The sequence below is a fragment of the Mesorhizobium sp. 1M-11 genome (assembly GCF_001303895.1).
Lineage (GTDB): Bacteria > Pseudomonadota > Alphaproteobacteria > Rhizobiales > Rhizobiaceae > Mesorhizobium.
Genome location: NZ_LJSD01000022.1, coordinates 1 through 26254 on the forward strand (window position 1 = coordinate 1; position 26254 = coordinate 26254).

19 protein-coding genes are annotated in these 26254 nt (G+C 61.7%); 13 read left to right on the plus strand and 6 right to left on the minus strand.

Annotated features, from left to right (window positions below; genetic code table 11):
- The 3 genes from AO692_RS11115 to AO692_RS11125 all read right to left on the minus strand — a co-directional run.
- Positions 1 to 1094: S-(hydroxymethyl)glutathione dehydrogenase/class III alcohol dehydrogenase (locus AO692_RS11115; RefSeq protein ID WP_054308570.1), on the minus strand; the 1094-nt coding region annotated here is incomplete at its 3' end.
- A 282-nt stretch (positions 1095 to 1376) separates the two neighbouring features.
- The gene (locus AO692_RS11120; RefSeq protein ID WP_082407322.1) at positions 1377 to 3893 is read right to left on the minus strand and encodes a heavy metal translocating P-type ATPase; all 2517 of its coding nucleotides are present in this window, start codon (positions 3891 to 3893) and stop codon (positions 1377 to 1379) included.
- Positions 3894 to 4179: 286 nt separating this feature from the next.
- Positions 4180 to 4806, minus strand: a complete 627-nt coding sequence (locus AO692_RS11125) for a TetR/AcrR family transcriptional regulator (RefSeq protein WP_054310135.1) — start codon at positions 4804 to 4806, stop codon at positions 4180 to 4182.
- 106 nt (positions 4807 to 4912) lie between these two features.
- Here AO692_RS11125 and AO692_RS11130 point away from each other — a divergent pair, with 106 nt between their 5' ends.
- The 3 genes from AO692_RS11130 to AO692_RS11140 are packed head-to-tail and all read left to right on the plus strand — an operon-like array spanning position 4913 to position 9582.
- A complete protein-coding gene (locus tag AO692_RS11130) occupies positions 4913 to 5212 on the plus strand; it encodes a hypothetical protein (protein WP_152979806.1) in 300 nt (99 codons plus the stop codon).
- A 2-nt stretch (positions 5213 to 5214) separates the two neighbouring features.
- Positions 5215 to 8403, plus strand: coding sequence for a multidrug efflux RND transporter permease subunit (locus AO692_RS11135; protein ID WP_054310137.1), 3189 nt, complete (start codon positions 5215 to 5217; stop codon positions 8401 to 8403).
- Between the two features lie 12 nt (positions 8404 to 8415).
- Entirely contained in the window at positions 8416 to 9582 is a 1167-nt protein-coding gene (locus AO692_RS11140) for an efflux RND transporter periplasmic adaptor subunit (RefSeq protein WP_054310138.1), read from the plus strand.
- A gap of 103 nt (positions 9583 to 9685) precedes the next feature.
- Here AO692_RS11140 and AO692_RS11145 read toward each other — a convergent pair whose 3' ends face one another.
- Positions 9686 to 11413, minus strand: a complete 1728-nt coding sequence (locus AO692_RS11145; protein ID WP_054310150.1) for an APC family permease — start codon at positions 11411 to 11413, stop codon at positions 9686 to 9688.
- Positions 11414 to 11614: 201 nt separating this feature from the next.
- Complete coding sequence (locus tag AO692_RS11150; protein WP_054310139.1) at positions 11615 to 13324, minus strand: APC family permease; 1710 nt, start codon at positions 13322 to 13324, stop codon at positions 11615 to 11617.
- 333 nt (positions 13325 to 13657) lie between these two features.
- Between AO692_RS11150 and AO692_RS11155 the strand changes: the two genes are divergently transcribed.
- The 9 genes from AO692_RS11155 (at position 13658) to AO692_RS11190 (ending at position 22135) form a co-directional block, all read left to right on the plus strand.
- On the plus strand, positions 13658 to 16429 hold the full coding sequence (locus tag AO692_RS11155; RefSeq protein WP_244483329.1) for a phosphoenolpyruvate carboxylase: 2772 nt from the start codon (positions 13658 to 13660) through the stop codon (positions 16427 to 16429).
- Between the two features lie 39 nt (positions 16430 to 16468).
- Positions 16469 to 17773 (plus strand): serine hydroxymethyltransferase, encoded by a 1305-nt coding sequence (gene glyA, locus AO692_RS11160; RefSeq protein WP_054310140.1) that lies wholly within the window; start codon positions 16469 to 16471, stop codon positions 17771 to 17773.
- 85 nt (positions 17774 to 17858) lie between these two features.
- Entirely contained in the window at positions 17859 to 18506 is a 648-nt protein-coding gene (locus tag AO692_RS11165) for a response regulator transcription factor (protein WP_054310141.1), read from the plus strand.
- A gap of 199 nt (positions 18507 to 18705) precedes the next feature.
- Complete coding sequence (locus AO692_RS11170) at positions 18706 to 19023, plus strand: hypothetical protein (protein ID WP_054310142.1); 318 nt, start codon at positions 18706 to 18708, stop codon at positions 19021 to 19023.
- Between the two features lie 112 nt (positions 19024 to 19135).
- Complete coding sequence (locus tag AO692_RS11175; protein ID WP_054310143.1) at positions 19136 to 19516, plus strand: hypothetical protein; 381 nt, start codon at positions 19136 to 19138, stop codon at positions 19514 to 19516.
- 9 nt (positions 19517 to 19525) lie between these two features.
- Entirely contained in the window at positions 19526 to 19693 is a 168-nt protein-coding gene (locus AO692_RS33285) for a hypothetical protein (RefSeq protein ID WP_162531846.1), read from the plus strand.
- 11 nt (positions 19694 to 19704) lie between these two features.
- Entirely contained in the window at positions 19705 to 21099 is a 1395-nt protein-coding gene (locus AO692_RS11180; RefSeq protein ID WP_054310144.1) for an amino acid permease, read from the plus strand.
- Between the two features lie 47 nt (positions 21100 to 21146).
- Positions 21147 to 21854: a hypothetical protein gene (locus tag AO692_RS11185; RefSeq protein ID WP_244483331.1), complete on the plus strand. Its 708-nt coding sequence runs from the start codon at positions 21147 to 21149 to the stop codon at positions 21852 to 21854.
- Positions 21851 to 22135 carry a hypothetical protein gene (locus tag AO692_RS11190; protein WP_054310146.1) on the plus strand — a complete coding sequence of 95 codons (285 nt, stop codon included), beginning with the start codon at positions 21851 to 21853 and terminating at the stop codon, positions 22133 to 22135. The genes AO692_RS11185 and AO692_RS11190 overlap by 4 nt, the downstream gene beginning before the upstream one ends.
- 115 nt (positions 22136 to 22250) lie before the next feature.
- On the opposite strand, the gene AO692_RS11195 is transcribed toward AO692_RS11190, so the two are convergent.
- Positions 22251 to 23615, minus strand: a complete 1365-nt coding sequence (locus tag AO692_RS11195; protein WP_054310147.1) for an NAD(P)/FAD-dependent oxidoreductase — start codon at positions 23613 to 23615, stop codon at positions 22251 to 22253.
- Between the two features lie 273 nt (positions 23616 to 23888).
- Here AO692_RS11195 and AO692_RS11200 point away from each other — a divergent pair, with 273 nt between their 5' ends.
- A complete protein-coding gene (locus AO692_RS11200) occupies positions 23889 to 26252 on the plus strand; it encodes an aminomethyltransferase family protein (protein ID WP_054310148.1) in 2364 nt (787 codons plus the stop codon).
- Positions 26253 to 26254: the final 2 nt, after the last annotated feature.

The following is a 26254-nucleotide window of genomic DNA, read 5'->3' on the forward strand; positions in this document are numbered from 1 at the left end:
TCATGCATGAGATCGAAGCCCTTGTTGATCTCGTCGAGCTTCAGCGTGTGGGTGATCATCGGATCGATCTCGATCTTGCCGTCCATGTACCAGTCGACGATCTTCGGCACATCGGTGCGGCCGCGCGCGCCGCCGAACGCCGTGCCCATCCAGGTACGGCCCGTCACCAGTTGGAACGGGCGCGTCGAGATCTCCTGGCCGGCACCGGCAACACCGATGACGATCGACTTGCCCCAGCCGCGATGCGCCGCCTCCAGCGCCTGGCGCATCACCTTGGTGTTGCCCGTGCAGTCGAAGGTGTAGTCGGCACCGCCGATCTGGTCGGCGCCACGCTTGGTCAGGTTGACCAGGTAAGGCACGATGTCGCCATCGACCTCCTTCGGGTTGACGAAATGCGTCATGCCGAAGCGCTCGCCCCAGGCCTTCTTGTCGTTGTTGAGATCGACACCGATGATCATGTCGGCACCGGCAAGCCTCAGCCCCTGGATGACGTTCAGGCCAATGCCGCCGAGCCCGAACACCACAGCGGTCGCGCCCTCCTCCACCTTGGCGGTGTTGATGACGGCGCCGATGCCGGTGGTGACGCCGCAGCCGATGTAGCAGATCTTGTCGAACGGTGCGTCCGGGTTGACCTTGGCCAGCGCGATCTCGGGCAGCACCGTGAAATTCGAGAAGGTCGAGCAGCCCATATAGTGGAAGATCTTTTCCCCACCGATCGAGAAGCGCGAGCTGCCGTCCGGCATCAGGCCCTGGCCCTGGGTGGCGCGGATCGCCGTGCACAGGTTGGTCTTGCGCGACAGGCATGACGGGCACGAGCGGCATTCGGGCGTATAGAGCGGGATGACATGGTCGCCCTTCTTCAGGCTGGTCACCCCCTTGCCGACATCGACGACGACGCCGGCACCTTCATGGCCGAGGATCGCCGGGAAGATGCCTTCCGGATCGGCGCCCGACAGCGTGAACTCGTCGGTGTGGCAGATGCCGGTCGCCTTCACCTCAACCAGCACCTCGCCCTCGCGCGGGCCCTCGAGATCAACTTCCAGGATCTCAAGCGGCTTGCCGGCTCCAACAGCTACTGCGGCGCGGGTTTTCATGCTTCTTTTCTCCAAACAGACTTTTTGGTCGGGCTTGCGCCCAACGGATTCGCTCACACCGAACGACAGTGCCACTCGGCAGATCCAGGCTCAAGCTAGAGCCACGGTTCACCGAAAGCGGTCGTGTCAGCGACGCATCATCGCACGGATACGAAACGGTCGACCCGCTCTGACGAGCATAGTCGATTGTTAGCGGAGCGTGGACGACAGGACCAGCCCGGCAGACACAGTTGATTGTGGGGAGCCACCCCACCAACCGACAACCTCGGCAAACTGTTCGGGTCAGGCGGCTGCGCGGTGTTCTGACACCAGCGGCGCGCGGAAGCGCTTCAGCCGCAGCGCATTGCTCAGCACGAAAACGCTGGACAAGGCCATGGCGCCGGCGGCCAGCATCGGCGACAGCAAGGTTCCGTTGACCGGATAAAGCAGCCCCGCCGCCACCGGCACCAGAGCGGCATTGTAGCCGAAAGCCCAGAACAGATTCTGGCGGATATTGCGGATGGTCGCCTTCGACAGCGCCAGAGCATTGGCAACACCGGCGAGATCACCCGACATCAACACGACATCCGCACTTTCAATGGCAATGTCGGTGCCCGTACCAATGGCGATGCCGACATCGGCGGCGGCCAATGCCGGCGCATCGTTGATGCCGTCGCCCACGAAGGCAACCCGGCCGCCATCACGGGCCAGCCGCCGCACCGCCTCGACCTTGCCATCGGGCAGCACCTCGGCGACCACGTCATCGATGCCGATCTGACGGGCGATCGCTTTGGCCGTGTGGCGATTGTCTCCGGTCACCATTACGACCTTCAGACCGAGCGCATGCAGCGCCCGGATGGCGGCAGGCGTCGACGATTTGATGGGATCGGCGACGGCGATGATCGCGGCAAGCTCGTCATCGATGGCGGCGTAGAGGGGGCTCTTGCCCTCATTGGCCAACCGCTCGACCACAGGAGCAAAGGCGGAGACGTCGAGACCAAGCCGTGCCATCAGCCGATCCGCTCCGATTTCCACCTGGCGATTACCGATCCAGGCACGCGCGCCGAAGCCGGGTATGGCTTCGAAGTCGCTGGCCGCCACCGGTTTCAGGCCACGCTTTTCAGCAGCCCTGACGATCGCCTCGGCGACCGGATGCTCCGAGCGCGTCTCGACCGCGGCGACGAGGTTGAGCACTTCGGCTTCCTGGAAGCCGTCGGCGACGATGAAGTCGGTGAGTTCCGGCCGTCCCTCCGTCAAGGTGCCGGTCTTGTCCAACGCAATGACCGAGGCGTCGCGCAACGTCTGCAACGCATCGCCCTTGCGGAACAGAACCCCCATCTCGGCTGCGCGCCCCGTGCCGACCATGATCGAAGTCGGCGTCGCCAGCCCCATCGCACATGGACATGCGATGATCAGCACCGCAACGGCATTGACGAGAGCGAAGGACAAGGCCGGATCCGGCCCGAAGAAAAACCAGACGCCGAAAGTGACGACGGCCGCAGCGATCACCGCTGGCACGAACCAGGCGGTCACCTTGTCGACCAAGGCCTGGATCGGCAGCTTGGCACCCTGTGCGGTCTCGACCATGCGGATGATCTGCGCCAGCAGGGTTTCGGAACCCACCTTGGTTGCGCGGAAGGAAAAACTGCCGGTCTTGTTGATGGTTCCACCGACCACCTCCGCGCCGATGCCCTTGGCGACCGGCACCGGCTCGCCGGTGATCATGGCTTCGTCGACGAAAGAAGACCCCTCGACGATCTCGCCATCGACGGCAATCTTTTCGCCAGGCCGCACTACCACGATGTCGCCGGCCCGCACCTCCTGCAGCGGCACTTCGACCGCGAGGCCATCGCGCATCACACGCGCCGTCTTGGCCTGCAGACCAATCAGTTTCTTGATCGCTTCGCCTGTCCGCCCCTTGGCGCGGGCTTCGAGGAAACGTCCAAGCAGGATCAACGTCACGATGACGGCCGCAGCCTCGTAATAGACATTGGCGGTGCCGGCCGGCAGCGCATCTGGCAGGAAGGTTGCAAAGACCGAATACGCCCAGGCCGCACCAGCACCCAGTGCCACCAGCGCATTCATGTCAGGCGCGCCCTTGAGCAACGCCGGTACACCCTTGGCGAAGAAACGCAGGCCGGGACCGAACAGCACCAGCGTGGTCAGCACGAATTGCAGCCGCCAGCTCCAGACACCGAATGTCGCCATCACCCAGTGATGAAACGCAGGCACCAGATGCGAACCCATTTCCAGCACAAAGACCGGCAGGGTCAGGACGAGCGCCAGGGCCAGCGCCCGTTGCAGTGAGGCGATTTCCGAAGCGCGATGATCGATTGCGCCGCCGTCGGCGGCTTCGGACACGATCAGCCGCGCTTCATAGCCTGCGGCATGCACGGCCGCTTCAAGAGAAGATACCTCAACCGCACCGGCCACGGTGATCACGGTAGCCCGTTCAGTCGCAAGGTTGACGTTGGCATTGGAAACGCCGGGCACGGCCTTCAGAGCGCGTTCGATGCGTGCCACGCAGGAAGCGCAGGTCATGCCCTTGATCGTGAGCTCGATCGTCTCGCTACGTGCTTGATAGCCGACACCTGCAACCGCGGCCAGTACGGGGGCGAGATCCGGCTTGCCTGAAAAGGCTACCTCCGCACGCTCCGTCGCCAGATTGACGTTTGCCGAAGCAACGCCTGGCGCCGCCGCGATGGCTTTCTCGACGCGGCGCACGCAGGAGGCACAGGTCATGCCTTCGATCCCGAGTTGAAAGATTGCACCGGCCTTCGGCGCGGCGACGGGGAACAATTTTTGGGGAACGGCGTTCATGGCTGCAACTCTCTTCTTGAGTGGTTGCTCAGGGAGATAAAGCTTCCAGTCATGGGAAGGTCAAGAGGCTTCGCGACGTGTGACATCGCTGAAGCAGTGGCCTTCGCTGCCTGCAAAAAGGCGCTTGACCTTACCATGACGGGAAGGTGCAGACCGTAAAGCCTGATTTTTGGTGAGGAACAGGCGCGAGATGGCCGCAGAACACGGACAAGTTTCGGTAGCGCGGGGCGACGACAGCCCCTGGCGACGTGCCGGGAGATTGCAGGAAGGGCCGTCGAACGATCGATCAGGCCTTGTCAGCCAGACCGCCCACGGTGGCGATGACTTCCTCGGCCATGCGCTTGAAACGGGCACTGGGGCCTTCCTGGCCCTCGCTTTGGCGGCTGATCCGCGCCCCCTCCAGCAAAAGACCCAGCATGTCGGCAGCCAGTTCGGGCTGATCGAGTCCCGCACGGGCACAGAGCTTTGCCAGAAAATTGCGGTGGTTCTTCTTGACTTCTTCGATCACCCGTTTGGCCGGATGATCGTCATCGGCCAGTTCGACGGCGGTGTTGGCCATCTCACAGCCGCGCCAGTCGCCGCTGATGCACTCGGCCGCATTCTCGATCCAGCTGTGCAGCTGCGCTTTGGGATCGCCAGGGTATTGGCGCTCCAGTTCATCCCATTTCAGATAGGATTCCTTGGCGGCGCGCTGCAGGCATTCGACGATGAGATCGTCCTTGGAAGCAAAATGACGATAGAGCGTCATCTTGTTGGTGCCGGCTGCCTCGGTGATCGCTTCGATGCCGACGCCACGCACGCCGTGCTGGTGAAACATCTCGCGCGCAGTGGTCACGATACGCTCTCGCGGTCGCGCAGTCACACGATCGTTGTGTTCACTAATGTCAGCAGTCTGAAAAATTTGATCGCTCATGGCTTGACGTCGGTGTTACCGGTCAGTAACTATCTGGCTGTTACCGAGCGGTAACATTTCAAATACCCTCCGTCAAGGTCGACCATAGGCCAAGTCGGACAAGATGATGGAACAGGGTGAAGGCCAAAACAAGGTCTTCGCCGAGCGCTCTTTTATTGCCTGGATCAAAGCCGGGAGACGAACAATGGCATTCTATTCCAAGGCCCTGACCATTGACCAGTTGCTGAATGACCCGATGACGCTCGCCGTCATGCGGGCCGATCATGTCGATCCGGCTTCGCTCAAAGCTCTTCTTGTCCACACCGCCGCGCGACTGCGCGAAGCCGACGATCATTCCTCTTTGCCAAGCAGCGATCCCGCCTTCCTCCCCAGGGATCCACTTGCTGTTACCCGAAAAGCCGTTTGAACATGGTCAATTTCTTTCTCCAGCGGCCGATCTTCGCCTCGGCGATCGCCATCATCATGGTGCTCGCCGGGCTGATCGCCTATTATCTTTTGCCGGTTGCGCAGTTCCCCAACATCGCGCCACCTCAGGTCGTCGTCAGCGCAAACTATCCGGGCGCCAGCTCGCAGGTTGTCGCCGACACGGTCACGACCCCACTCGAGCAGTCGATCAACGGTGTCGAAGGCATGACCTACATGTCCTCGGCAAGCTCGAATGACGGCTCTTCGCGCATCACCGTGACCTTCGATGTCGGCTATCCGCTCGATATCGCGGCGATGGACGTGCAGAACCGCGTTTCGCAGGCTGCATCCTCCCTGCCGGCAATCGTCAACCAGGCCGGCGTCACCGTCAAAAAGCAGAATCCAAGCTTCGTGTTGATCGTGAACCTGACCTCTCCCGACGGTTCGGTCGATCCGGTCGCGCTGAGCAATTATGCCTATCTGCAGGTGGCGGATCCGCTGAAACGCGTTCCCGGCGTTGGCGACGTGCAGATCTTCGGTGAGCGCCGCTACTCGATGCGCGTCTGGCTAGACCCGGACAAACTGGCCAATCTCGGCATCACGGCCGTCGATGTGCAGAATGCGGTCGCCGAACAGAACGTCCAGGTTGCCGCAGGCAAGATCGGCCAGGCTCCGGCACCGAGTGGCACTGCGTTTGAAATGCAGGTCAATGCCACCGGCCGTCTCTCCGATCCGAAGGAATTCGGCAACATCGTTGTGCGTGCCAATTCGGCCAGCGGCTCACTGGTGCGCCTGAAAGACGTCGCGCGCATAGAACTCGGGTCGCTGCTCTACAATTCATCAACCTACGCCAACGAAAAACCGACCGTTGTCATCGCAACCTTCCAGATGCCGGGCTCCAACGCGCTGGAGCTGAAGAAGAACATCGAAGCCAAGATGAAGGAGCTGTCGGCTCGCTTCCCGAAGGGCATCGAATACACGATCTTCTACGACACGACCAAATTCGTGTCGGCTGCCATGGAAGACGTGGTCAAGACCCTGCTGGAAGCACTGGTTTTGGTTGTGGCCGTTGTCTTCATTTTCCTGCAGAACTGGCGCACGACGCTTATTCCCATCATTGCCATCCCGGTATCCCTGATCGCCACCATGGTGGTGATGCTGGCGCTGGGCTTCTCGCTCAACATGCTCTCGCTTCTCGGCATGGTTCTCGCCATCGGCCTCGTCGTCGATGACGCCATCGTCGTGGTCGAAAACGTCGAACGTCAGCTCGAAGCCGGCCATCCCCCGCTCGAAGCAGCTCGGCTGGCGATGAAGGAAGTCACAGGCCCGATCATTGCCACCACGGCAGTGCTCATGGCCGTGTTCATTCCGGTCGCCTTCATCCCGGGTGTTACGGGCCAGCTCTACAATCAGTTCGCGCTGACGGTAGCGATCTCGGTCGGCATCTCAGCCTTTAACTCGCTGACGCTGTCGCCTGCCCTGTCGGCAGCCTTCCTGCGCCATCGCCCGCCGTCGAATTTCTTCCTCTATCGCTGGTTCAACGACGGTTTCACCTGGCTGTCGCATACCTATTCGGCAGCGGTACGTGGCTTCATCAAGCTGCGATGGCTGATGATGGGCGTGTTCGTGGCGCTGATTGCCGCGACCTATCTCGTCTCGACCCGCATTCCGTCGGCATTCCTTCCGGTCGAGGACCAGGGTTACTTCTTCAACATCGTGCAGTTGCCCGACGGGGCATCGCTCGAACGCACGGACGAGGTCTCCAAGAAGGTGCGTGACAAACTGCTCGCCACGCCCGGTGTGGAGTACGTCATCACCGTCGCGGGTTTCAACTTCCTGACCTTCGCCAATCAATCGAACTCGGCGGCGCTGTTTGCAATCCTGAAGCCGTGGGAGGAGCGCAAGGGACCTGGCCAGAGTGCCACCGACATCGTCAATTCGGTGCGGCCGCAACTGTTCGGCATGCCCGAGGGACTGGTGCTGGCTTTCGAACCGCCTTCCATCCAGGGCCTCGGCACGACAGGCGGCTTCGAGTTCCAGGTCGAGGATCTGGCCGGCCATGGCGCCAATGCCGTCAACGAGGCCACCCAGGCATTGCTTGCAGAAGCCCGCAAGCAGCCTGAGCTCAATCCGCAGACGCTGTTCAGCACCTTCTCGACCTCGACGCCGCAGTTCAACTTCGACCTCGATCGCAACAAGGCAAAGCTGCTTGGCCTTGCCCTGCCGGACGTCTTCAACACGCTGCAGATCTATCTGGGTTCGCTCTATGTGAACGACTTCAACATGTTCGGCCGCACCTTCCGTGTCACCATGCAGGCGGACAAGGCGGCGCGCGCGGAAGCGGCCGATCTCAGCAAGCTGTATGTGCGCAACAACACCGGCCAGATGGTGCCTTTGTCGACGCTCGGCACGATGAAATCCATTGTCGGTCCGGAGACGGTAACGCACTACAACAACTACGGTTCTGCCCTCATCAACGGCAGCGCAGCGCCCGGTTTCTCTTCGGGTCAGGCGATCGAGGCGATGCAACGGGCAGCCGCAACGGCGCTGCCGAACGACTTCGCTTTCGAGTGGACCGGCATCACCTTCCAGGAATTGAAGGCAGGTTCGGTCGCAATCTTCGTCTTTGCGCTCGCCATCGTCTTCGTCTTCCTGATCCTGGCGGCGCAGTATGAAAGCTGGTCGATGCCGTTCATGGTCATCCTGTCGGTACCGACCGCCTTGTTCGGTGCGTTGCTGGCGATCTGGCTGCGCGGCATGCAGATGGATGTCTACTCGCAGATCGGCTTTGTCATGCTGATCGGCCTGGCGGCCAAGAACGCGATCCTGATCGTCGAGTTCGCCAAGCACCTGCGCGAGCAAGGCATGAGCATCGTGGAGGCGGCGATGGAAGCCGGTCGTCTGCGTCTACGCCCGATCCTGATGACCGCCTTCGCCTTCATCCTCGGCGTCGTGCCGCTGATGCTGGCCACCGGTGCCGGTGCCGCCAGCCGCCAGTCCCTAGGTACCGCCGTGTTCGGCGGCATGCTGGCGGCCACCATCCTGACTCTCGCCTTCGTGCCTGTCTTCTACGCCATCATCGAACAGTGGCGGGAGCGGAATGCCGACGCGAAAGCTGAACACTCTGAAACAACCCATGCGCCGCATGGTGGCGAGCAGTCCTCGCCCACCCATGTACCGGCAGCAGAATAACGGAGCCCCTCCATGCGTCCCTGGAAAATCACCACAGCCGTCGTCGTGATCGCCGCGGCAGCGGCCTATGTACACTTCAACGGTGAGCCCGCTTTCCTGAGCGGCCTGATCAGCAAGCCGGCCGATGCGGCTGCACCCGCGCAAGCCATGCAGGCCATGCCAGTCCCCGTTGCCACGGTCGTGAAGAAGACTTTGCCGGTCTATCTCGACTACACGGCGCGCGCAGAGGCCATCCGCAGTGTCGCCTTGCAGGCCAAGGTCTCCGGCTACATTCTCGAGCAAGCTGCCAATGACGGCGCTGATGTCAAGAAAGGCGACACCCTGTACCGCATCGATCCGCGCGACTATCAGGTAGCGCTCGACCAGGTGAAGGCACAGGCCCAGCGTAACCAGGCGTCACTCAGCTACACCAAGGCGAGCCTGACCCGCGGCAACGACCTGATCAAGACGGGGTTCCTGTCGAAGGACGGCTTTGACCAGCGCAGCAGCACCATGCAACAGGGCGAAGCGACCGTGGCCGCCGACAACGCGGCGATCCAGGCGGCCGAGATCAATCTCGGCTACACCACGATCCGGGCTCCCTTCGATGGCCGCCTCGGCCGCAACCAGGCACCGGTCGGCACCCTCGTCAACGTCGGCGGCAATTCGCTCAACACGCTGGTTCAGGTCAGCCCGATCTACGTCACCTTCACGCCGAGCGAAGGTGATCTTGCCCTCATCCAGAAGGCAAAGAGCACAGGTTCGATCGCGGCCGAAGTTACGATACCCGGTAACAAGAGCGCTCCGCGCAAGGGCGAGCTTACCTTCATCGACAATCGGATCGATGCCGCCACCGGCACCATCATCGCCCGTGCTACCATCGCCAATGACGATCGATCGCTGCTGCCTGGCCAATACGTAAACATCCGCCTGCTGATCGGCGAAACACCCGACACCTTGCTTGTTCCGCAGGTCGCGCTCGGCTCCAACCAGCTCGGCAAATTCGTCTACGTCGTCGACGAGGGCAACAAGGTCGCCATGCGTCTGGTCGAGCTTGGACAGACGGACGGAGAACTGATCGCCATCACCAAGGGTGTGAAGGAAAGCGACAAGATCATCAGTGGCAATCTTCAAAAGATCGGGCCGGGCATGCCGGTAACCCCCCAAGCGGCAAGCCCGACTCCGCCCCCGGCGTCCTGACCATCAGGGCACCGGAACGGTCCAGCCGGCCATCAAGATGGCCGGCTGGACTTTTTTGTTGGGTGGTCGAGAATGCGAAGGTGTGTCGATCGTTTTGCGTCACTCAGATGACGAAGAACCAGTTAGCCAGCAACACCACCGCCAATCCGGCGACAAGCGTCAGATAGGGCAGGATGCCGGCCTTGCGCACCTTCAGGTCTTCCTGCGAAATGCCGAGATCATCGAGCATGTGCTCGGGGAACTTTCCGCCATCCTGGATGTAGTGCCGGAACCAGAACACCGGGATGATCAGCGCCGCGGCGATAAAGCCGGCCCACAGCGCCCAGGGATTCCACACCTTCGCGCCCGCACCCATGAACATGGCATTGACGTAGGAGAGCACGCCGCCAACTGCGATCAACAGCGTCGGTGCTCGCCATGGCCGATGGATATGGCCATTGTCGATGCGGTGGATCCAGCCGGAATTCAGGTTCAGGAAATTGAAGATGATGTAGCCGCAGTTCGACACGGCCAGCACGAAGAAGAAGCTGGTGGCGTCGGCGGCGGCAATGGCCAGCAGGAAGACGTTGAAGACCAGGTCTGTCCACATCGCCCGCGTCGGTGCGCCGTGCTCGTTGGTGTGGTTGAGATAGCGCGGCAGCCAGCCATCGACCGAACCCTGGTAGAGCGTGCGCGATGAGCCCGCCATCGCCGTCATGATCGACAGCATCAGCGCCAGGATCATCAGCATCACCATGATCGAGGTGATGAAGCCTGCTCCGCCAACCATATGAGCCATGGCGTCCGCGACACCCGAACCGTCGACGATCGGCGTCGCCAGCATGCCATTGAGGCCCAGCACGCCTTGGAAAGTGAACGGCACCAGGGTGTAGAGCGCAAGGCACAACAGGCCCGAGTAGAAGATCGCCCGCACCGTATCGCGGCCGGGATTCTTGAATTCGCTGGTATAGCAGATGGCGGTCTCGAAGGCGTAGGCAGACCATGCGGCGATGAACATGCCGCCCAGCACCAGCGTCCAGCCGGCAACATTCCATGATCCCGGCTCAGGCGCATAAGCGGCAGCCAGCGGCACCAGCGGAGAGTAGTTTGCCCAGTTGATCTGGCCAGTGAGGATCGGCACGACACCGACGATCAGCATCGGAATGATGACGACAAGACCGATGAACTTCTGAACATTGGCGGTGCCAAGAATGCCACGATGCTGGATCGCGAAGGTCACCAGCATCAGAATGACACCGATGAAGAAGACGGAGTTGAGCGAGAAGCTCACTGGTCCGAGCGTGCCGTGGAAGAGAGTCCAGTTCCGGATTGCCGGAGTGCCGGCCGCCGTTAACGCGGCAATGGCATCGGTCGCTGCTTTACCCGCATTGGCCGGGTCGGCCAGCCAAGCCGCGACTTCCGGTGACGTTTCGGTAAAACCGGGGATCGGCGCCAGCGCGTTGAGGATGTAGGCGGCCGCGATGGAACAGCCAAGCGACAGCACCGGGGTCCAGGCGAGCCAGTTGCACCAGACCGACAACGGCGCGATGAACTTCGAATAGCGCAACCAGGCCGTTGCGCCGTACACCGAGGCACCACCCGACTTCGATGGAAACAAGCCGGCGATCTCGGCATAGGTGAAGGACTGGATCAGGCCGAGAATGATGGAGGCCGTCCAGATCAGATAGGCTGGTGTTCCAACCGTGCCGGCGATACCGCCGATCGAGAACAGGACCAGCGCCGGAACGCCGCTGGCGACCCAGAAGGCGCCGCGCCAGTCGATGGTACGATGAAGCTGGCCGTCTCCTGCCTGGGCAGAAGCGGTAGCGGTGGCTGTCGTCGTTGTTGTCATTGTTTCGGCTTCCCCTTCGGCTCCTGGCGCATCGTCCCGAAAATCGTATCGATTTTCGGAAAGCACGATGCGCAGATTCAAAGTCTTAGAGCGTCCTTTGCGCGTCCGAAGGGATGCGCGGCGCTCTATGAGCGCTTCCCTGTTTCACGGAAAATCCTGCGTGGCTGCAACAGCCACGCAGGACCAGTGGCCAGTCCGTGATCAGAACACGAAGTACCAGTTGGCAAGCAGCATCACGATCAGCCCGGCGATCAGGGTCAGGTATGGCAGCATGCCTGCCTTGCGTTCGCGCAGGTTGCTTTCGGTCATGCCGAGATCGTCCAGCATGTGATCCGGGAACTTGCCACCGTCCTGGATGTAATGACGGAAGCAGAACACCGGGATGATGAGGGCGACGGTGGCCAACCCCGCCCAGAGCGCCATCGGGTTCCACACCTTGGCGCCGGCGCCCATGAAAACGGCGTTGACGAAGGCAAAGATGGTGCCCGCCGCCAGCAGCCAGGTCGGCGCCCGCCACGGCCGCTTGATGTGGCCGTTGTCGATGCGGTGGATCCAGCCGGCATTGAGGTTGAGGAAGTTGAAGATGATGTAGCCGCAATTGGCGACGGCCAGGATGAAGAAGAAGCTGGTCGCATCGGCAGAGGCGATCGCCAGCACGCCGAGGTTGACGATCAGATCGGTCCACATCGCCCGCGTCGGTGCACCATGTTCGTTGACGTGGCTGAGGTAACGGGGCAGCCAGCCGTCGACAGCGCCCTGGTAGAGCGTACGCGACGTGCCGGCCATCGCCGTCATGATCGACAACAGCAGGGCCAGGATCATCAGCATGATCAGCAGGGTCTTGATGAGGCCGCCGCCTCCCACCATCGAGGCAAGGGCGTCCGCGACACCGGAGCCGTCGACGATCGGCGTGGCCAGCATGCCGTTCAAGCCGAGAACGCCTTGGAATGTGAACGGCACCAGGATGAACAGCAGGATGCAGAGCAGGCCCGAATAGAAGATCGCCTTGAACGTATCCGTTTCGGGGTTCTTGAATTCGCGGGTGTAGCAGACCGCGGTTTCGAAACCGTAGGTCGACCAGGCCGCGATGAACATGCCGCCCAGCACCAGGGTCCAACCAGCGACATTCCATGATCCCGGTTCGGGCGCGTAGGCGGCAGCCAGCGGAACGAAGGGCGAATAGTTCTCCCAGTTCACCTGGCCGGTCACGATCGGCGCGATGCCGACGACCAGCAAGGGGATGATGACCAGCAGGCCGACCACCTTCTGCACATTGGCAGTGCTGAGGATGCCACGATGCTGGATCGCGAACGTGCCGAGCATCAGCAGGGCACCGATCCAGAAAGTCGCGTTGAGCGAGAAGGAAACTGGACCAAGCGAGTGGGTATAGAGCGTCCAGGTGCGGATCGTCGGCGTCGCCGCGGCGGTCACGGCCGTGACCGCGTCAGCAGCACTCGTACCCGCATTCGCGGCGAGATAGGCAACCACCTCCGGCGATGTTTCGGTGAAACCGGGGATCGGCGCCAGCGCGTTGAGAATATAGGCCGCGGCAATCGAGCAGCCGAGCGATAGAACCGGGGTCCAGGCGAACCAGTTGCACCAGACGGACAGCGGCGCGATGAACTTCGAGTACCGCAGCCAGGCGGTGGCGCCGTAGACCGAGGCGCCGCCCGATTTGTTGGGGAACAGGCCGGCGATCTCGGCATAGGTGAAGGACTGGATGAAGCCCATCAGGATGGAGACGGTCCAGATGGCGAAGGCGATGTTGCCGCCGACGCCGGCAATGCCGCCGATCGAAAACAGCACCAGCGGCGGCACGCCGCTGGCGACCCAGAATGCGCCGCGCCAATCGATGGTTCGGTGCAGGTTCCCACTGGCGTCGGCCACGTAGGTTTCATCCATGGCACTCATGGCTTGGTTCCCCATTGTTGACTGTCTCGTCACGGCTATCGGGACGTTGCAGTGTATATTGCGGCTTTCCGCTTAGGCTTATTTGTTTCCCAATAGTGAAGATCATCGGAATCCCGATGCTCGTCAAGCGATTTTCGAGAAACCGGCAAAACGGCTGTGTTTTCGTGCCGGATCACACCACAAGCTTCGGAAATTCGCCCTTTCGGCCAATCCGGACACCACCCGAACGGGCGAGGAATCTACCCATCCAGGCGTTTTCAGCGCCGGCGAAAGGAATATCCTAGTTCAATGCACTAGTATGAAAAAAACATTCATGGTAGGAATTAAGTCGCAGTGTTTGTTGAGGAGGCAACGGACATTCTCGGTCTGGCAAAAATCGATGCACGCTCGATGGACGCCCCGGTCACCATCACCGGGGGCGCCAAGCCATTCGACGCCCGCAGTGATGTTCACGAGCTGCTTTTCCGGCTCCTCGTCTCGGTGGTCCGGGAACGCGAGCCCGAGATAGCCGAAATCCTGGTCGGTCGCGGTTCACTGGACAGTTTGGCTCAGGAACTGCGCATCCCTGCCCTGCAGGCAACCGGCATCTGGTTTCAGCTCACCGCAATCGCCAGCGAACTTCAGGCCATGCGTACCCGGCGCGAGACCGAGCAGGCGGAAAGCCCTGAAGACGTCATCGGCTCCTTCGCCAATGTAATCGGTGAGATCGCCGCCGAGGGTTATTCCGCCGAGGCCGTCCAGGAAGCGATGAACAGCCTCATGGTCGGTCCGACCATGACCGCCCACCCGACCGAAGCCAAACGCGTCACCGTGCTTGAGATCCATCGCCGCATCTATCGCAAGCTGACGGAAATCGGACAGCTGCGCTGGGCTCCCCGGGAGCGCGAGACGCTGGTTTGTGACCTCCGCAGCGAAATCGAACTTTTGTGGATGACCGGCGAACTCAGGCTGGAGCGCCCGACGGTCGAGCGTGAGATCGCCTGGGGGCTGCACTTCTTTCGTGAAGTGTTGTTCGAGGCCACGCCACAGCTCTACGAATTGGTCGATGGGGCGTTGAAACGCCATTTCCCCAACTATGCCCTTACCGTCCCGTCCTTCATGCGCTTCGCGTCCTGGATCGGCGGCGACCGCGATGGGAACCCGAACGTTACCGCCCACACGACCGCCTATGCGCTGGCTGAAAACCGTAGCGTCGCCATCCGCTTGTATCTCACCCAGGTGCGCCGCCTGGTAACCCTGCTCAGCGTCAGCATCAATGTCGTCGACATGCCGGCCGATTTCGAACCGGCCCTGGCGAAGGCGCTGCGGGCGAGCGGCTGTGGCGACGCAATCACCCGCCGCAATGTCGACGAGCCCCTGCGACAGTTCTCTTCGGCGATGCTCTGCCGACTCGAAGCGATGATCGGCAAGGGCAGCGGCGTACCCTACCCTACCCCCGACGAATTCCGGGCGGATCTGAATTGCCTGGCCGACACGCTCGACGTCCTTGGCGGCAAGATGATGGCGCAGCGTCTTGTGCGGCCGCTGCTGCAACAGATCGACAGCTTCGGCTTCCACACCGTTGCCCTCGACATCCGCCAGAACTCAACCGTGGTCAACCGGGTTCTGGCCGAACTGTTTGCCAAGATGGACCCGCAGAGCGAACCGGTTTCACCCGGTTCGCCGCAATGGTCCGCCCGTATCCGCGACGCCATCCGCAGGGGCGATCGCATCGCGTCTGACCTGAGCGGACTGTCGGACGAGACCCGCGAACTGCTCAGCCTGTTCGATGTGATCCGCGAAGCGTCCGCTGAAAAGAGTGGTGCGATAGGCGCCTTCATTCTGTCGATGACGCAATCCGCCGACGATATCCTGGCTGTCTATCTGCTCGGCCAGCTTTGCGGACTGGCGACGGCATCGGACGGTTCCGGAACGATCAACCTCAGAGTGGTGCCGCTGTTCGAAACCATCGCCGACCTGCGTGCAGCCCCCGCCATCCTGGAACAGCTTCTTGGCCTTTCCATCGTCCGTCGTTCCATCCGCGATTTCGGCAACCGCCAGGAAATCATGCTGGGCTATTCCGACTCCAACAAGGACGGCGGTTTCCTGGCCGCGAACTGGGAGCTCAGCAAGGCGCAGAAGCAGCTGACGAAGCTGGGCCACAAGCACAAGGTGCGGATCTCCTTCTTTCATGGCCGAGGCGGTTCGGTGAGCCGTGGCGGTGCGCCTACCGGCCGCGCCATTGCTGCACAGCCCGCCGGCACGGTCGACGGTTCGATGCGTGTCACCGAACAGGGTGAAGTCGTCTCGTCCAAATTCGCCAATCGCGGCACCGGCCTGCATCAGCTCGAGATCCTTGCAGCCAGCGTCTTCGCGCACAGCGTCAAATCACCGAACGAAGCCGAACTGAAGGACATTCCCGAATTCGACGAGGCGCTGGAAGCACTCACGGGCATGTCGTTGGCTGCCTATGCCAGCCTGATCGGCGAGCCGGGTTTCATCGACTATTTCAACCAGGCGAGCCCGGTCGAGGAACTCGCTTTGCTGAAGATCGGCTCACGGCCCGCGCGCCGCTTCGGCGCTCGCGACATCGCCGACCTGCGTGCCATACCCTGGGTTTTCGCCTGGAGCCAGAACCGCCACCTGCTCACGGGCTGGTACGGCATCGGCAGCGCCATCAACTCCTTCGTCACGGTGCGCGGCGACGCCGGTCGCGATCTGCTGCGGCAGATGTTCGAGCGCTCGCGCTTCTTCCGGCTCATCATCGACGAGGTCGACAAGACACTCTACCAGGCCGACATGGATATCGGCCGGCTCTATGCCGGGCTCGTCTCCGACAGCAACACCGGCGAACGCATCTTCCAAAAGATTGAAGCCGAATATGCGCTGACCAGCAAGATGGTGCGGGCAATCGTGGGTGACACCGATTTTTCCACTCGCTTCCCGGCTTTCAAGCGTAATTTCGACCGCATACGGCCGGAAATGGACAGCATCCACACATTGCAGGTGAAATTGTTGCGGGAAGTGCGCGACCAGGCCGCGAATGCTTCGGCGTCGAAGCGACCGGTCAACGCGCTCCTGCTTTCGATCAACTGCATTTCCGCCGGTCTCGGCTGGACAGGTTGAAGACAGGATCGGCGCTCGGCGCCAGAAAGGATTGGACGCATGAACATCCCGGCACGACCCGGCCTCGGCGGCCTTAGCCAGTTCTTCCACAGCGGCGTCGCCGCCACCGATCCGGCCGTCAGTGCCGCCATGGCGCGCGAACTTGGCAGGCAGCGCGACGAAATCGAACTCATCGCTTCCGAGAACATCGTCTCCAAGGCGGTCCTGGAAGCGCAGGGTTCGGTGCTGACCAACAAATATGCCGAGGGCTATCCGGGACGCCGCTACTATGGTGGCTGCCAGTATGTCGACGAGGTCGAGGAACTGGCGCGCGAGCGCGCCCGGCAATTGTTCGGCTGCATTTTTGTCAATGTGCAGCCGCATTCCGGCAGTCAGGCCAACCAGTCGGTGTTCATGTCGCTGATGCAGCCGGGCGACACGTTCATGGGACTGAACCTTGCGGCTGGCGGTCACCTCACCCATGGCTCGCCCGTCAATCAGTCCGGCAAATGGTTCAATGTCGTTTCTTACGGCGTGCGTCAGCAAGACCAGCGCATCGATCTCGATGAGGTGCGCGATCTTGCCCGTCAGCACCGGCCGAAAGTGCTATTGGCCGGTGGCTCGGCCTATCCGCGCTTCATTGACTTCAAGGCGTTCCGCGAGATTGCCGACGAGATTGGCGCCAAGCTGTTCGTCGACATGGCGCATTTCGCAGGCCTTGTCGCCGGCGGCGTCCATCCCAACCCGCTTGAGCACGCTCATGTCGTGACGACCACGACGCACAAGACGTTGCGGGGACCGCGCGGCGGCATGGTGCTGTCGAACGACGAGGAGATCGGCAAGAAGATCAATTCGAGCGTCTTCCCGGGATTGCAAGGCGGACCGCTGATGCACGTCATCGCCGCCAAGGCGGTGGCCTTCGGCGAAGCGCTGACACCCGAGTTCAAGACCTATGCGGCCCAGGTCGTCGAAAACGCCAAAGTGCTCGCCGAAACCCTGACATCCGGCGGCGTCGATATCGTCTCCGGCGGCACCGACACGCATCTGATGCTGGTCGATCTCAGGCGCAAGGACCTCACAGGCAAAGCGGTCGAGGCAGCGCTCGGCCGTGCCCACATCACCTGTAACAAGAACGGCATTCCCTTCGATCCGCAGGGGCCGGCGGTGACCTCTGGCGTCAGGCTGGGCACGCCGGCCTGCACCACGCGTGGGTTCCGCACCGAGGAGTTCCGCTTGGTCGGCCAACTGACCATGCAGGTGATCGACGGGCTTGCCGCCAATGGCGAGGAGGCCAACGGCGAGATCGAGAACGAGGTGCGCAAGGAAGTCGAGGCATTGGTGCGTCGCTTCCCGATCTACGACTAGTTGAGGTCGCCCTGGAGCCTGTGGGAAGCCAATGACCGCTGTATGGAAAGTTCAGCATCCAGGTTGGGAGACCGATGTCACGCCCATGACGGGAGAGAAGAAGTTCAGGGTCCTGATCGCGGAACGCAATCCGCTGGTCGTCGCCGCACTCGGCGACATGATCCACCGCGACAGCCGCTTCGATCTGGTCGGCTCCGTGCAGGCCGGCGAGGCATTCCTCGAAGCGGTTTCCCAGGGAGAACCCGGGTTCGATCTTGCCGTGCTTGGCTGGAAACTTTCCGACATGGACGGAAGCGGCGTGCTTGCCGAGTTGCAGCGCCGCAACCTGCATGCCCGCGTCGTCATTTTCTCCAATGACCACGACATCGCCATTCTCAAGCAATGCGTGCGCCTCGGCGTGCAGGGCTTCTGCTATCAGTTCGATGATCCCTCTATTCTGTTCGACACGCTGATCGCGGTCGCCCACGGCCGCATCTGTATTCCCTATGTGGATGTCTCGCGCATCAATGACACGCCGCTGTCGCGGCTCACGCCGCGCGAACGCGAACTGCTGGCCGTACTGGCCGATGGCTGGACCAACCTGCAGATCGCCACGCGCACCGGCATCTCCGAGAACACCGTGAAGTATCACCTGAAAAATCTGTACGACAAGCTGGACGTGCGCAATCGCGCCATGGCGGTGGCACTGTTCGCCAGCGAGCGGAACAGGGGTCCGCACATGGGACCGCAATAGGTCCCTCCGGGCCTCACCAATACCTCCCTCAACAATTTGTAAGCGTGGCCTTTCGCAGCGCAGCAGCGAACTGATGCGGCGCAACATGCGCTTTTCCTTGACAGTTTGTCGCAGTTTCTAAATATTCCCTGTGGGCAAATAGTTTTCTGCAAAATCAACAACGATGCCCCGCAGTCGCGCAACCTCAAGGGAGGGGAACATGGATGCGACGTCAACCCAACACACGGGTTCGAACACCTTAGACGAACGGATTGACAGGATGCATGGACGTGACCGTCTCGGCGCGATCGCGTTCGTGGCGGCCATCTGGCTCACCATTCTGTTCGCCCTTTTCACGGTCTGGCCCTACATCGAAGTGCCCGGCATCCGAGTGATCCTGGCGGTCGCCGCAACTCTCGTTCTCGGCCTGAACACAGCCGCCATTCTGGCGATGCTGCGCCACTACAGCGACGACAAGCACTTCATCTACGGTCTCGACCTGAAGCATCTCGACGAGATGCGCAGACGCCGCGGCTAGAGCGTTTCCGTTTTTTACGGCAACGCGGAAACGCTCTAACTCTTTGTTTTCACGCAATTTTGGACGGAAAACCGTTACACGCTTTTCCTGGAATTGCTCTTAGGAGAAACAAATGGCTTACAAACCTCCAACACAGAGCCTTACCGGACAGATCTTCGACGTTTTCGTGCTTCTCGTTTTGACTGTCGGCGCGCTCTACATCCCGCTCTACATGGGTCTGGCAGGCGCAGCCAAGACACCGCAGCCGATTGCCAACCCGACCTGGGAAGCACTCGGCCAGAACGCCACCGAACAGCAGCAATGGGCAGCACTCGGCATCACCGACCCCGCCGCTGCCAACGACATCATCACCGCCCGCTTCGACTACTCCTTCAGCTGGATCGCGCTGATCGTGATGGCCGTCTTCGTCATCGGCTATTTCGTCATGGTGGTGCGCCTGTCCGACAGGGAATACCGCGAAGTCATCGAAGAACGCTTCGGCCCGAAACGATAGGAGCGCGCGATGGATATCTGGAACATCCTCGAATACGCCGCCTGGGCGCTTTCTGCGCTGTTCGGCGCCTTGATGTTGATCGACCTGGTCAAGGTCGACACCACTTTCGACAACGACCTGCTGACCTCCTCGCGTGAAGGCGAGATCGAGGCCACGGCCGAGCGTCACACGATCTAGGGAAAACGGCGATGGCAAATGTGACTTCTACTGCCGCGCCGGAGCGGCTCCAACTGCTGCGCGTTCTGGGTCCCGCCCATGTGTGGGCGCTGGGCGTCGGCATCGTTCTCGTCGGCGAATACATGGGCTGGAACTTCTCGGTCGGCAAAGGCGGCATGATCGCCGGTCTCGTCGCCTGCTGGGTGGCCGGCCTGCTCTATACCTGCGTGGCCATGATCGATTCCGAAGTGACGTCGACGGTCGCGGCCGCCGGCGGCCAATATGCCCAGGCCAAGCACATTGTCGGTCCGCTGATGGCCTTCAATGTCGGCCTGTTCCTGGTCATGGCCTATACCATGCTGGAGGCCGCCAATGCCATCACCGTCGGCTTCCTGCTCGACACGGTGGCGGGCATGCTCGGCCATTCCGGCCTCAACCAGAAGCCTTTCATCATCCTCGCCGTCATGTTCCTGGCCTGGTTGAACTATCGCGGCGTGCTGGCGACGCTGACTTTCAACCTCGTCATCACGGCGATCGCCTTCGTCTCGATCATCGTGCTGTTCCTTTCCGTGCAGTTCGGCGGTTCCGCCGTACCGCTCGACTTCTCGGCCATTACCAGCGACCCGCTGCCCTATGGCTGGGTCGGCATCGTCGCGGCTTTGCATTTCGGGCTGTGGTACTATCTCGGCATCGAGGGTACCTGTCAGGCTGCCGAAGAGGTTCGCTCGCCGGCCCGTTCGCTGCCCTATGGCACGATGGCCGGCATCATGACGCTGCTCATTGCCGCGACATTGACCTGGTATGTCTGCTCCGGCCTGGTGCCGTGGGAATATCTCGGCCAGGCGGGTACGCCGCTGTTCGATGCGGCGCGTGTCACCGGTTCCACCGGCCTGATGATGCTGCTCTTCGTCGGCACGACTTTCGCGACGCTCGCCTCGGCCAATGGCTGCATCAACGATGCCTCGCGCGCCTGGTTCTCGATGGGCCGCGACCGCTATCTGCCGAGCTGGTTCGGCGCCGTGCACCCGACCTACCGCACGCCTTACCGGTCGATCGTCTTCCTGGTCCCGATCGCACTTATCTTCGCGCTCGGCGCTCCGCTCGACCAGGTGGTGACCTTCTCGATCCTGTCCGGCCTGCTGGGATACACCTTCATGACCTTCAACATGGTGATGTTCCGCAAGAAATGGCCGTTGGACACCATCAAGCGCGGTTATGTGCATCCATTCCACCCGATCCCTGCACTGCTGCTCCTAATCCTTTGCGCCACCGCCTATGTCGCCGTCTTCCTCGGCTACGGCACGCAGCTCATCGCCATGATGTGCTTCTACATCATCGCCTCGCTGTGGTTCCATTTCTGGCGCTATCGCTTCGTCAAGCGTGGCGACCAGTTCACCATGCCGTGGCCACGCCCCAACGGCTATTGAGATAAGACTGCGCGCCGGCCAGACCGGCGCGCAGCTTTTGGATCATCATGATGGTCACCAACCTCGCCCTTGCCCTGTTTGCCGCAGTTGCCGTCGCGGCCTTGGCGGCGGTTGCCATACGCGACCAGCGCAAGCTGGCTGGACAGCGTCGCAGCCTTCTCGATCACGCCGCTGGCATTCTCGACAACAGCCGGATCCGCCTGGCACGCGACGGATTTCCCATGCTCGATGGGAATCTCTCGGATGGCCGGCGGCTCCGCATCGAACTGATCGCCGACACGCTCGTCTGCCGTCGGCTGCCCCAACTCTGGCTGAAGCTGACGCTCACCGAACATTCGCCCCAGAACCGACCATCGATCGGCGCGCTGGCGCGCCCGACCGGCGCCGAATTCTATTCGCTGGTGCACGATCTGCCGGAATGGCTGCCACCCCCGCAAACCGACACGCCCATCCTGATGCGCAGCGATGGCACGGCGACGGCAGCCGAGATCGAACGAAGTGGCTCGATCTTCTCGGCCCTGCTCCGCAATCCGGCGGTCAAGGAAGCCGTTATCACAGCTCGGGGCGTGCGTTTGATCCGCCAGGTCGCTGAAGGCGATCGGGGCGCTCACTTGTTGTTGCGCCAGGTCCGTTTTCCCGTCGAGGCAATTCCACTCGATCTCCTGCGGACGGCCATCGCCGAAGTACAACTGCTATCGGAAGCACTCGTGGACACCGACAAGAAAATTCCAGAGCCCATGGAAGCGGGAGAATGAGGAAAGCGATCAACCCCTATCTGGTCCTGGCGCTGGCGGTCGTCCTGCCGGGAGCCGGCCATGTCGTCATCCGCGAGGCGCCGCGCGGGCTGGTCTTCGCGTTCTTCGTGCTGTTCTTTTCGGTGCTGACCTACATGACCACGACGCCGGACCAATCCTTCATCGGACGTCACGCGGGCGGGCTGTTTGTCTGGGCGCTCTCCATCCCTGATGCCTATCGCCGGGCACGCATGAAATATGCGACAGCCAGTCGGATAGCCGGGATATCTGGTAGCCGATAAAGCCTGCCAGTAGCCGATAAAGCCTGCCACGTTTACCTGTCAAAAAGAGCCCGCCGCGATGTGCGACGGGCTTTTTGATGTACATGGCTGCCCACGCAGGCAACCGTTCCTGCCTTCACTCCGCGGCGACAGGCGAGGCCGTGCGCAGATACGATTCGAGCGAGTCGTCGAGCGCGTCCTTCCACGGCGTATGATGCGCCGGCGCCATCGTGCCGGTGATCACCGAGCGATAGGAATGGTTGCGGAACTCCATGATGCCGTGCTTCTTGTGCTCCTTCCACTCAAAGAAGGCCTCGTTGGCGCCGTCCACATCGAAGCTCGGATAGTCGGTTTCCGCGATCAGTTCCTTGACGTAGTCGCCCTGGTATTCGATCGCATCGTGGGCGTCCTTGCCGGCATCCTCGCGCGCGACGCGGTCCTCGACGTCGGCGATCATCTCCTGCTTGGCTGAAGGCAGCTTGATGCGACCGAGGATCACATCGCGCGTCCACCAGGCCTGCGCATCGAACATGTTGAAGGTGAACCACTGATCCTGCATGCCGATGTAGAACAGCGCCGGATTGTGGACATAGGCGACGCCCTTGTAGAGATCGGCAGTCGCCAGCCGGTTGGCGGTCCTCAGGCGCAGGTCATCCGGCAGGAACGGGAAGTGGTGCTTGTAGCCGGTGCACAGGATGATTGCGTCGACGCGTTTCGTCGACCCGTCCTTGAAGGTGGCCGTATTGATCTCGACCTTTTCCAGCAGCGGCTTCTCTTCCCAGTTGTCTGGCCATTCGAAGCCCATCGGCGCGGTGCGGTAGCAGTTGGTGATCGACTTGGCGCCGTATTTCCAGCACTGCGAGCCGATATCTTCGGCCGAATAGCTGGTGCCGACGATCAGGATGTCCTTGCCGACGAATTCGCGAGCGTCGCGGAAGTCGTGGGCGTGGAGGATGCGGCCGTTGAAGCGGTCGAAGCCCGGGAATTCGGGGACATTCGGGGTCGAAAAATGACCCGAGGCGACGATGACATTGTCGAATTCCTCGGAATAGCAATGATCTTTCGGCAGATCCTGCACGGTGACGGTGAATTTCCTGGTCTGCTCGTTCCAGGTGACCATGCGCACGACCGTCTCGAAGCGGATCCATTTGCGAACCCCGGCCTTCTTCACCCGGCCCTCGATATAGTCGAAGAGCACGGCGCGCGGCGGATAAGAGGCGATCTGCTTGCCGAAATGTTCCTCGAAGGAATAGTCGGCGAACTCCAGGCCCTCCTTGGGGCCGTTCGACCACAGATAGCGGTACATCGAACCATGGACAGGCTCGCCATATTGGTCGAGGCCGGTACGCCAGGTGTAGTTCCACAGACCACCCCAATTGGCCTGCTTCTCGAAGCAGACAATTTCAGGGATATCGGCGCCTTTCTCCGCGGCGGATTGAAATGCTCTCAGCTGTGCAAGGCCCGAAGGACCGGCTCCGATCACGGCGACACGCGCTTTCATACGGAAACACCTCCCAGTTGATTTCCATAGCGAAAAAATTTTCACTGTGATGATAATAACGTGATTTCGCGGCTGTCAATAAGCTTCGTGCTCAACAACCCCGGCAAAGCTTGCGCCGCTTGGTATTCATGCTCGAGAGTGGACGAAAGGAGGAGACGCCAAATGCAGCAGTTCGCATACCTTGGTGAAAACCGAGGCTTGCGTGAGAGGGTGAAACGAGTATTCTCTACACTGAAATTATTTTACACACGGGCAAATTCGTGTGAGGTGGTCATGCAGCAGACAGCCTATCCCGCCATTGTATCCGGTCCGCCGCGTCCGAGCCTGATCTTCCAGCCCGGACTGCTTCTGCCGGGCACCGAGCGCTATCATATGGCGGGCGGCGGTGCCGTCGTCATCGACATGGAGGTCGGCGACAGGATCACCATCCGCAACGCGGAGGGCGGCCAGCCCTGCGAACTCGTTGCCTTCGATCAATCCGGCCGCGCCGACACGGGCATCATCGGCGCCAAGAGCAACAGCAATGCGGCCGGCCTCAAGGCCCTGCTGCTGGGCGGTGATGACAGCCTGCGCGCCTTGCGCAACGGGCTGGAACGCCGCAAGCTGCAGCTTGCCAACGCCGAGGCGCTGCGCATCTTTTCCGGCACCACGCCGGCGGGTACCGAGGAGAGCTTCACCGCGACACGCGACGGCTCGCTTGTTGTCGCTGCTCCCGGCGGGCCCATGGCAGTGGATGACCACGATACGGCCACGCCGCTGGTGGTGATGGTGCGGCGCGCGACGATCCGCGCCAGGAGAAAGTCCGAACTGCCCGATCCGCTTGCCGATCCGGTGCTCGATCTCAGGGTGAAGTCGCGCACGGCCGAAGCCTATTTCGTCAAGGCAGGCGACTACATCCAGATCATCGACGTCGACGGCCGCCAATGCACCGACTTCCAGTGCTTCTCGGCGCGCAAGCTCGACAAGGGCCGCGATCTCGCACTCGACGTCACCGCCACCCGCTCCTTGATGGGCCATGCCTATCCGATGCCCGGCCTGCATGCGAAGTATTTCGATCAGGATTTCGAACCGCTGGTGGAAGTCGTGCAGGATACCTGCGGCCGGCACGATGCCTTCGCACTGGCTTGCTACGCCAAATATTACGACGACATCGGCTATCCCGGCCACATCAACTGCTCGGAGAACTTCAACGGCGCACTCGCCCCGCATGGCGTGACCGCCCGCGGCGGCTGGATGGCGGTCAACTTCTTCTTCAACACCGGCATCGACGCGCATGGCGTCATGTTCTCCGACGAGCCATGGTCGCGGCCAGGCGACTATGTGCTTCTGCGCGCGCTGACCGACATCGTCTGCGTGTCTTCCGCCTGTCCCGACGACACCACCCCGGCCAATGGCTGGAACCTCACCGACATCCATGTCCGGACTTATTCCGGACAGCACAAATTCTCCCGTGCGATTGCCAGACGAGTGACCCCGGATGCAGAGCCAAAGATGACCCGCGAAACCGCTTTCCATTCCAGCTTCGCCAAGCACACCCGCAACTTCATCGAGTACAAGGGCTATTGGCTCGCCAATTCCTTCGCCAAGGAAGGCCCGCTGCAGGAATATCGCGCCTGCCGCGAGAAGGCCGTGGTGATGGACCTGTCCGCCCTGCGCAAGTTCGAAGTCACCGGCCCGGATGCCGAGGCGCTGCTGCAATACACCCTCACCCGCGACGTCAAGAAGCTCGGCATCGGCCAGGTCGTCTACACGGCCATGTGTTACGAACACGGCGGCATGATCGACGACGGCACCTTGCTGAGGCTCGGCAAGGACAACTTCCGCTGGATCGGCGGCGACGACTATTCCGGCCAGTGGCTGCGCGACAAAGCCGAGGAGCTCGGCCTGAAGGTTCTGGTGCGGTCCTCCACCGATCAGATGCACAACATCGCCGTGCAGGGTCCCAGGAGCCGTGACATCCTGAAGGAGATCGTCTGGACACCGCCGCATCAGCCGGCGCTGGCCGAGGTCGAATGGTTCCGCTTCACCATCGGCCGCATCGGCGATTCCCAAGGCGTGCCGATCGTCGTCTCGCGCACCGGCTATACGGGCGAGCTCGGCTATGAGATCTGGTGCCATCCGCGCGATGCCGAGAAGGTCTTCGACGCGGTCTGGGAGGCCGGCCAGCCGCACGGGCTGGTGCCGATGGGCCTGGCGGCGCTCGACATGGTGCGCATCGAGGCGGGCCTGATCTTCGCCGGCTACGAGTTCTCCGACCAGACGGACCCCTTCGAGGCCGGCATCGCCTTCACCGTACCGCTCAAATCGAAGACCGACGACTTCATCGGTCGCGAGGCATTGATCCGGCGCAAGGAGAACCCGATCCATAAGCTCGTCGGCCTGGAGATCGACAGCAATGTCGACGTCGGCCATGGCGACTGCGTGCATATCGGCCGGGCCCAGATCGGCGTGGTCACCTCCTCCATGCGCTCACCGATCCTCGGCAAGAACATCGCGCTGGCGAGGGTCGACGTCACCCATTCAGAAGTCGGAACCGAAGTCGAGATCGGCAAGCTCGACGGCCACCAGAAGCGCCTTCCTGCCCGGGTCGTTCCCTTCGCCCACTACGACCCGCAGAAGACCAGACCACGCTCCTGAGG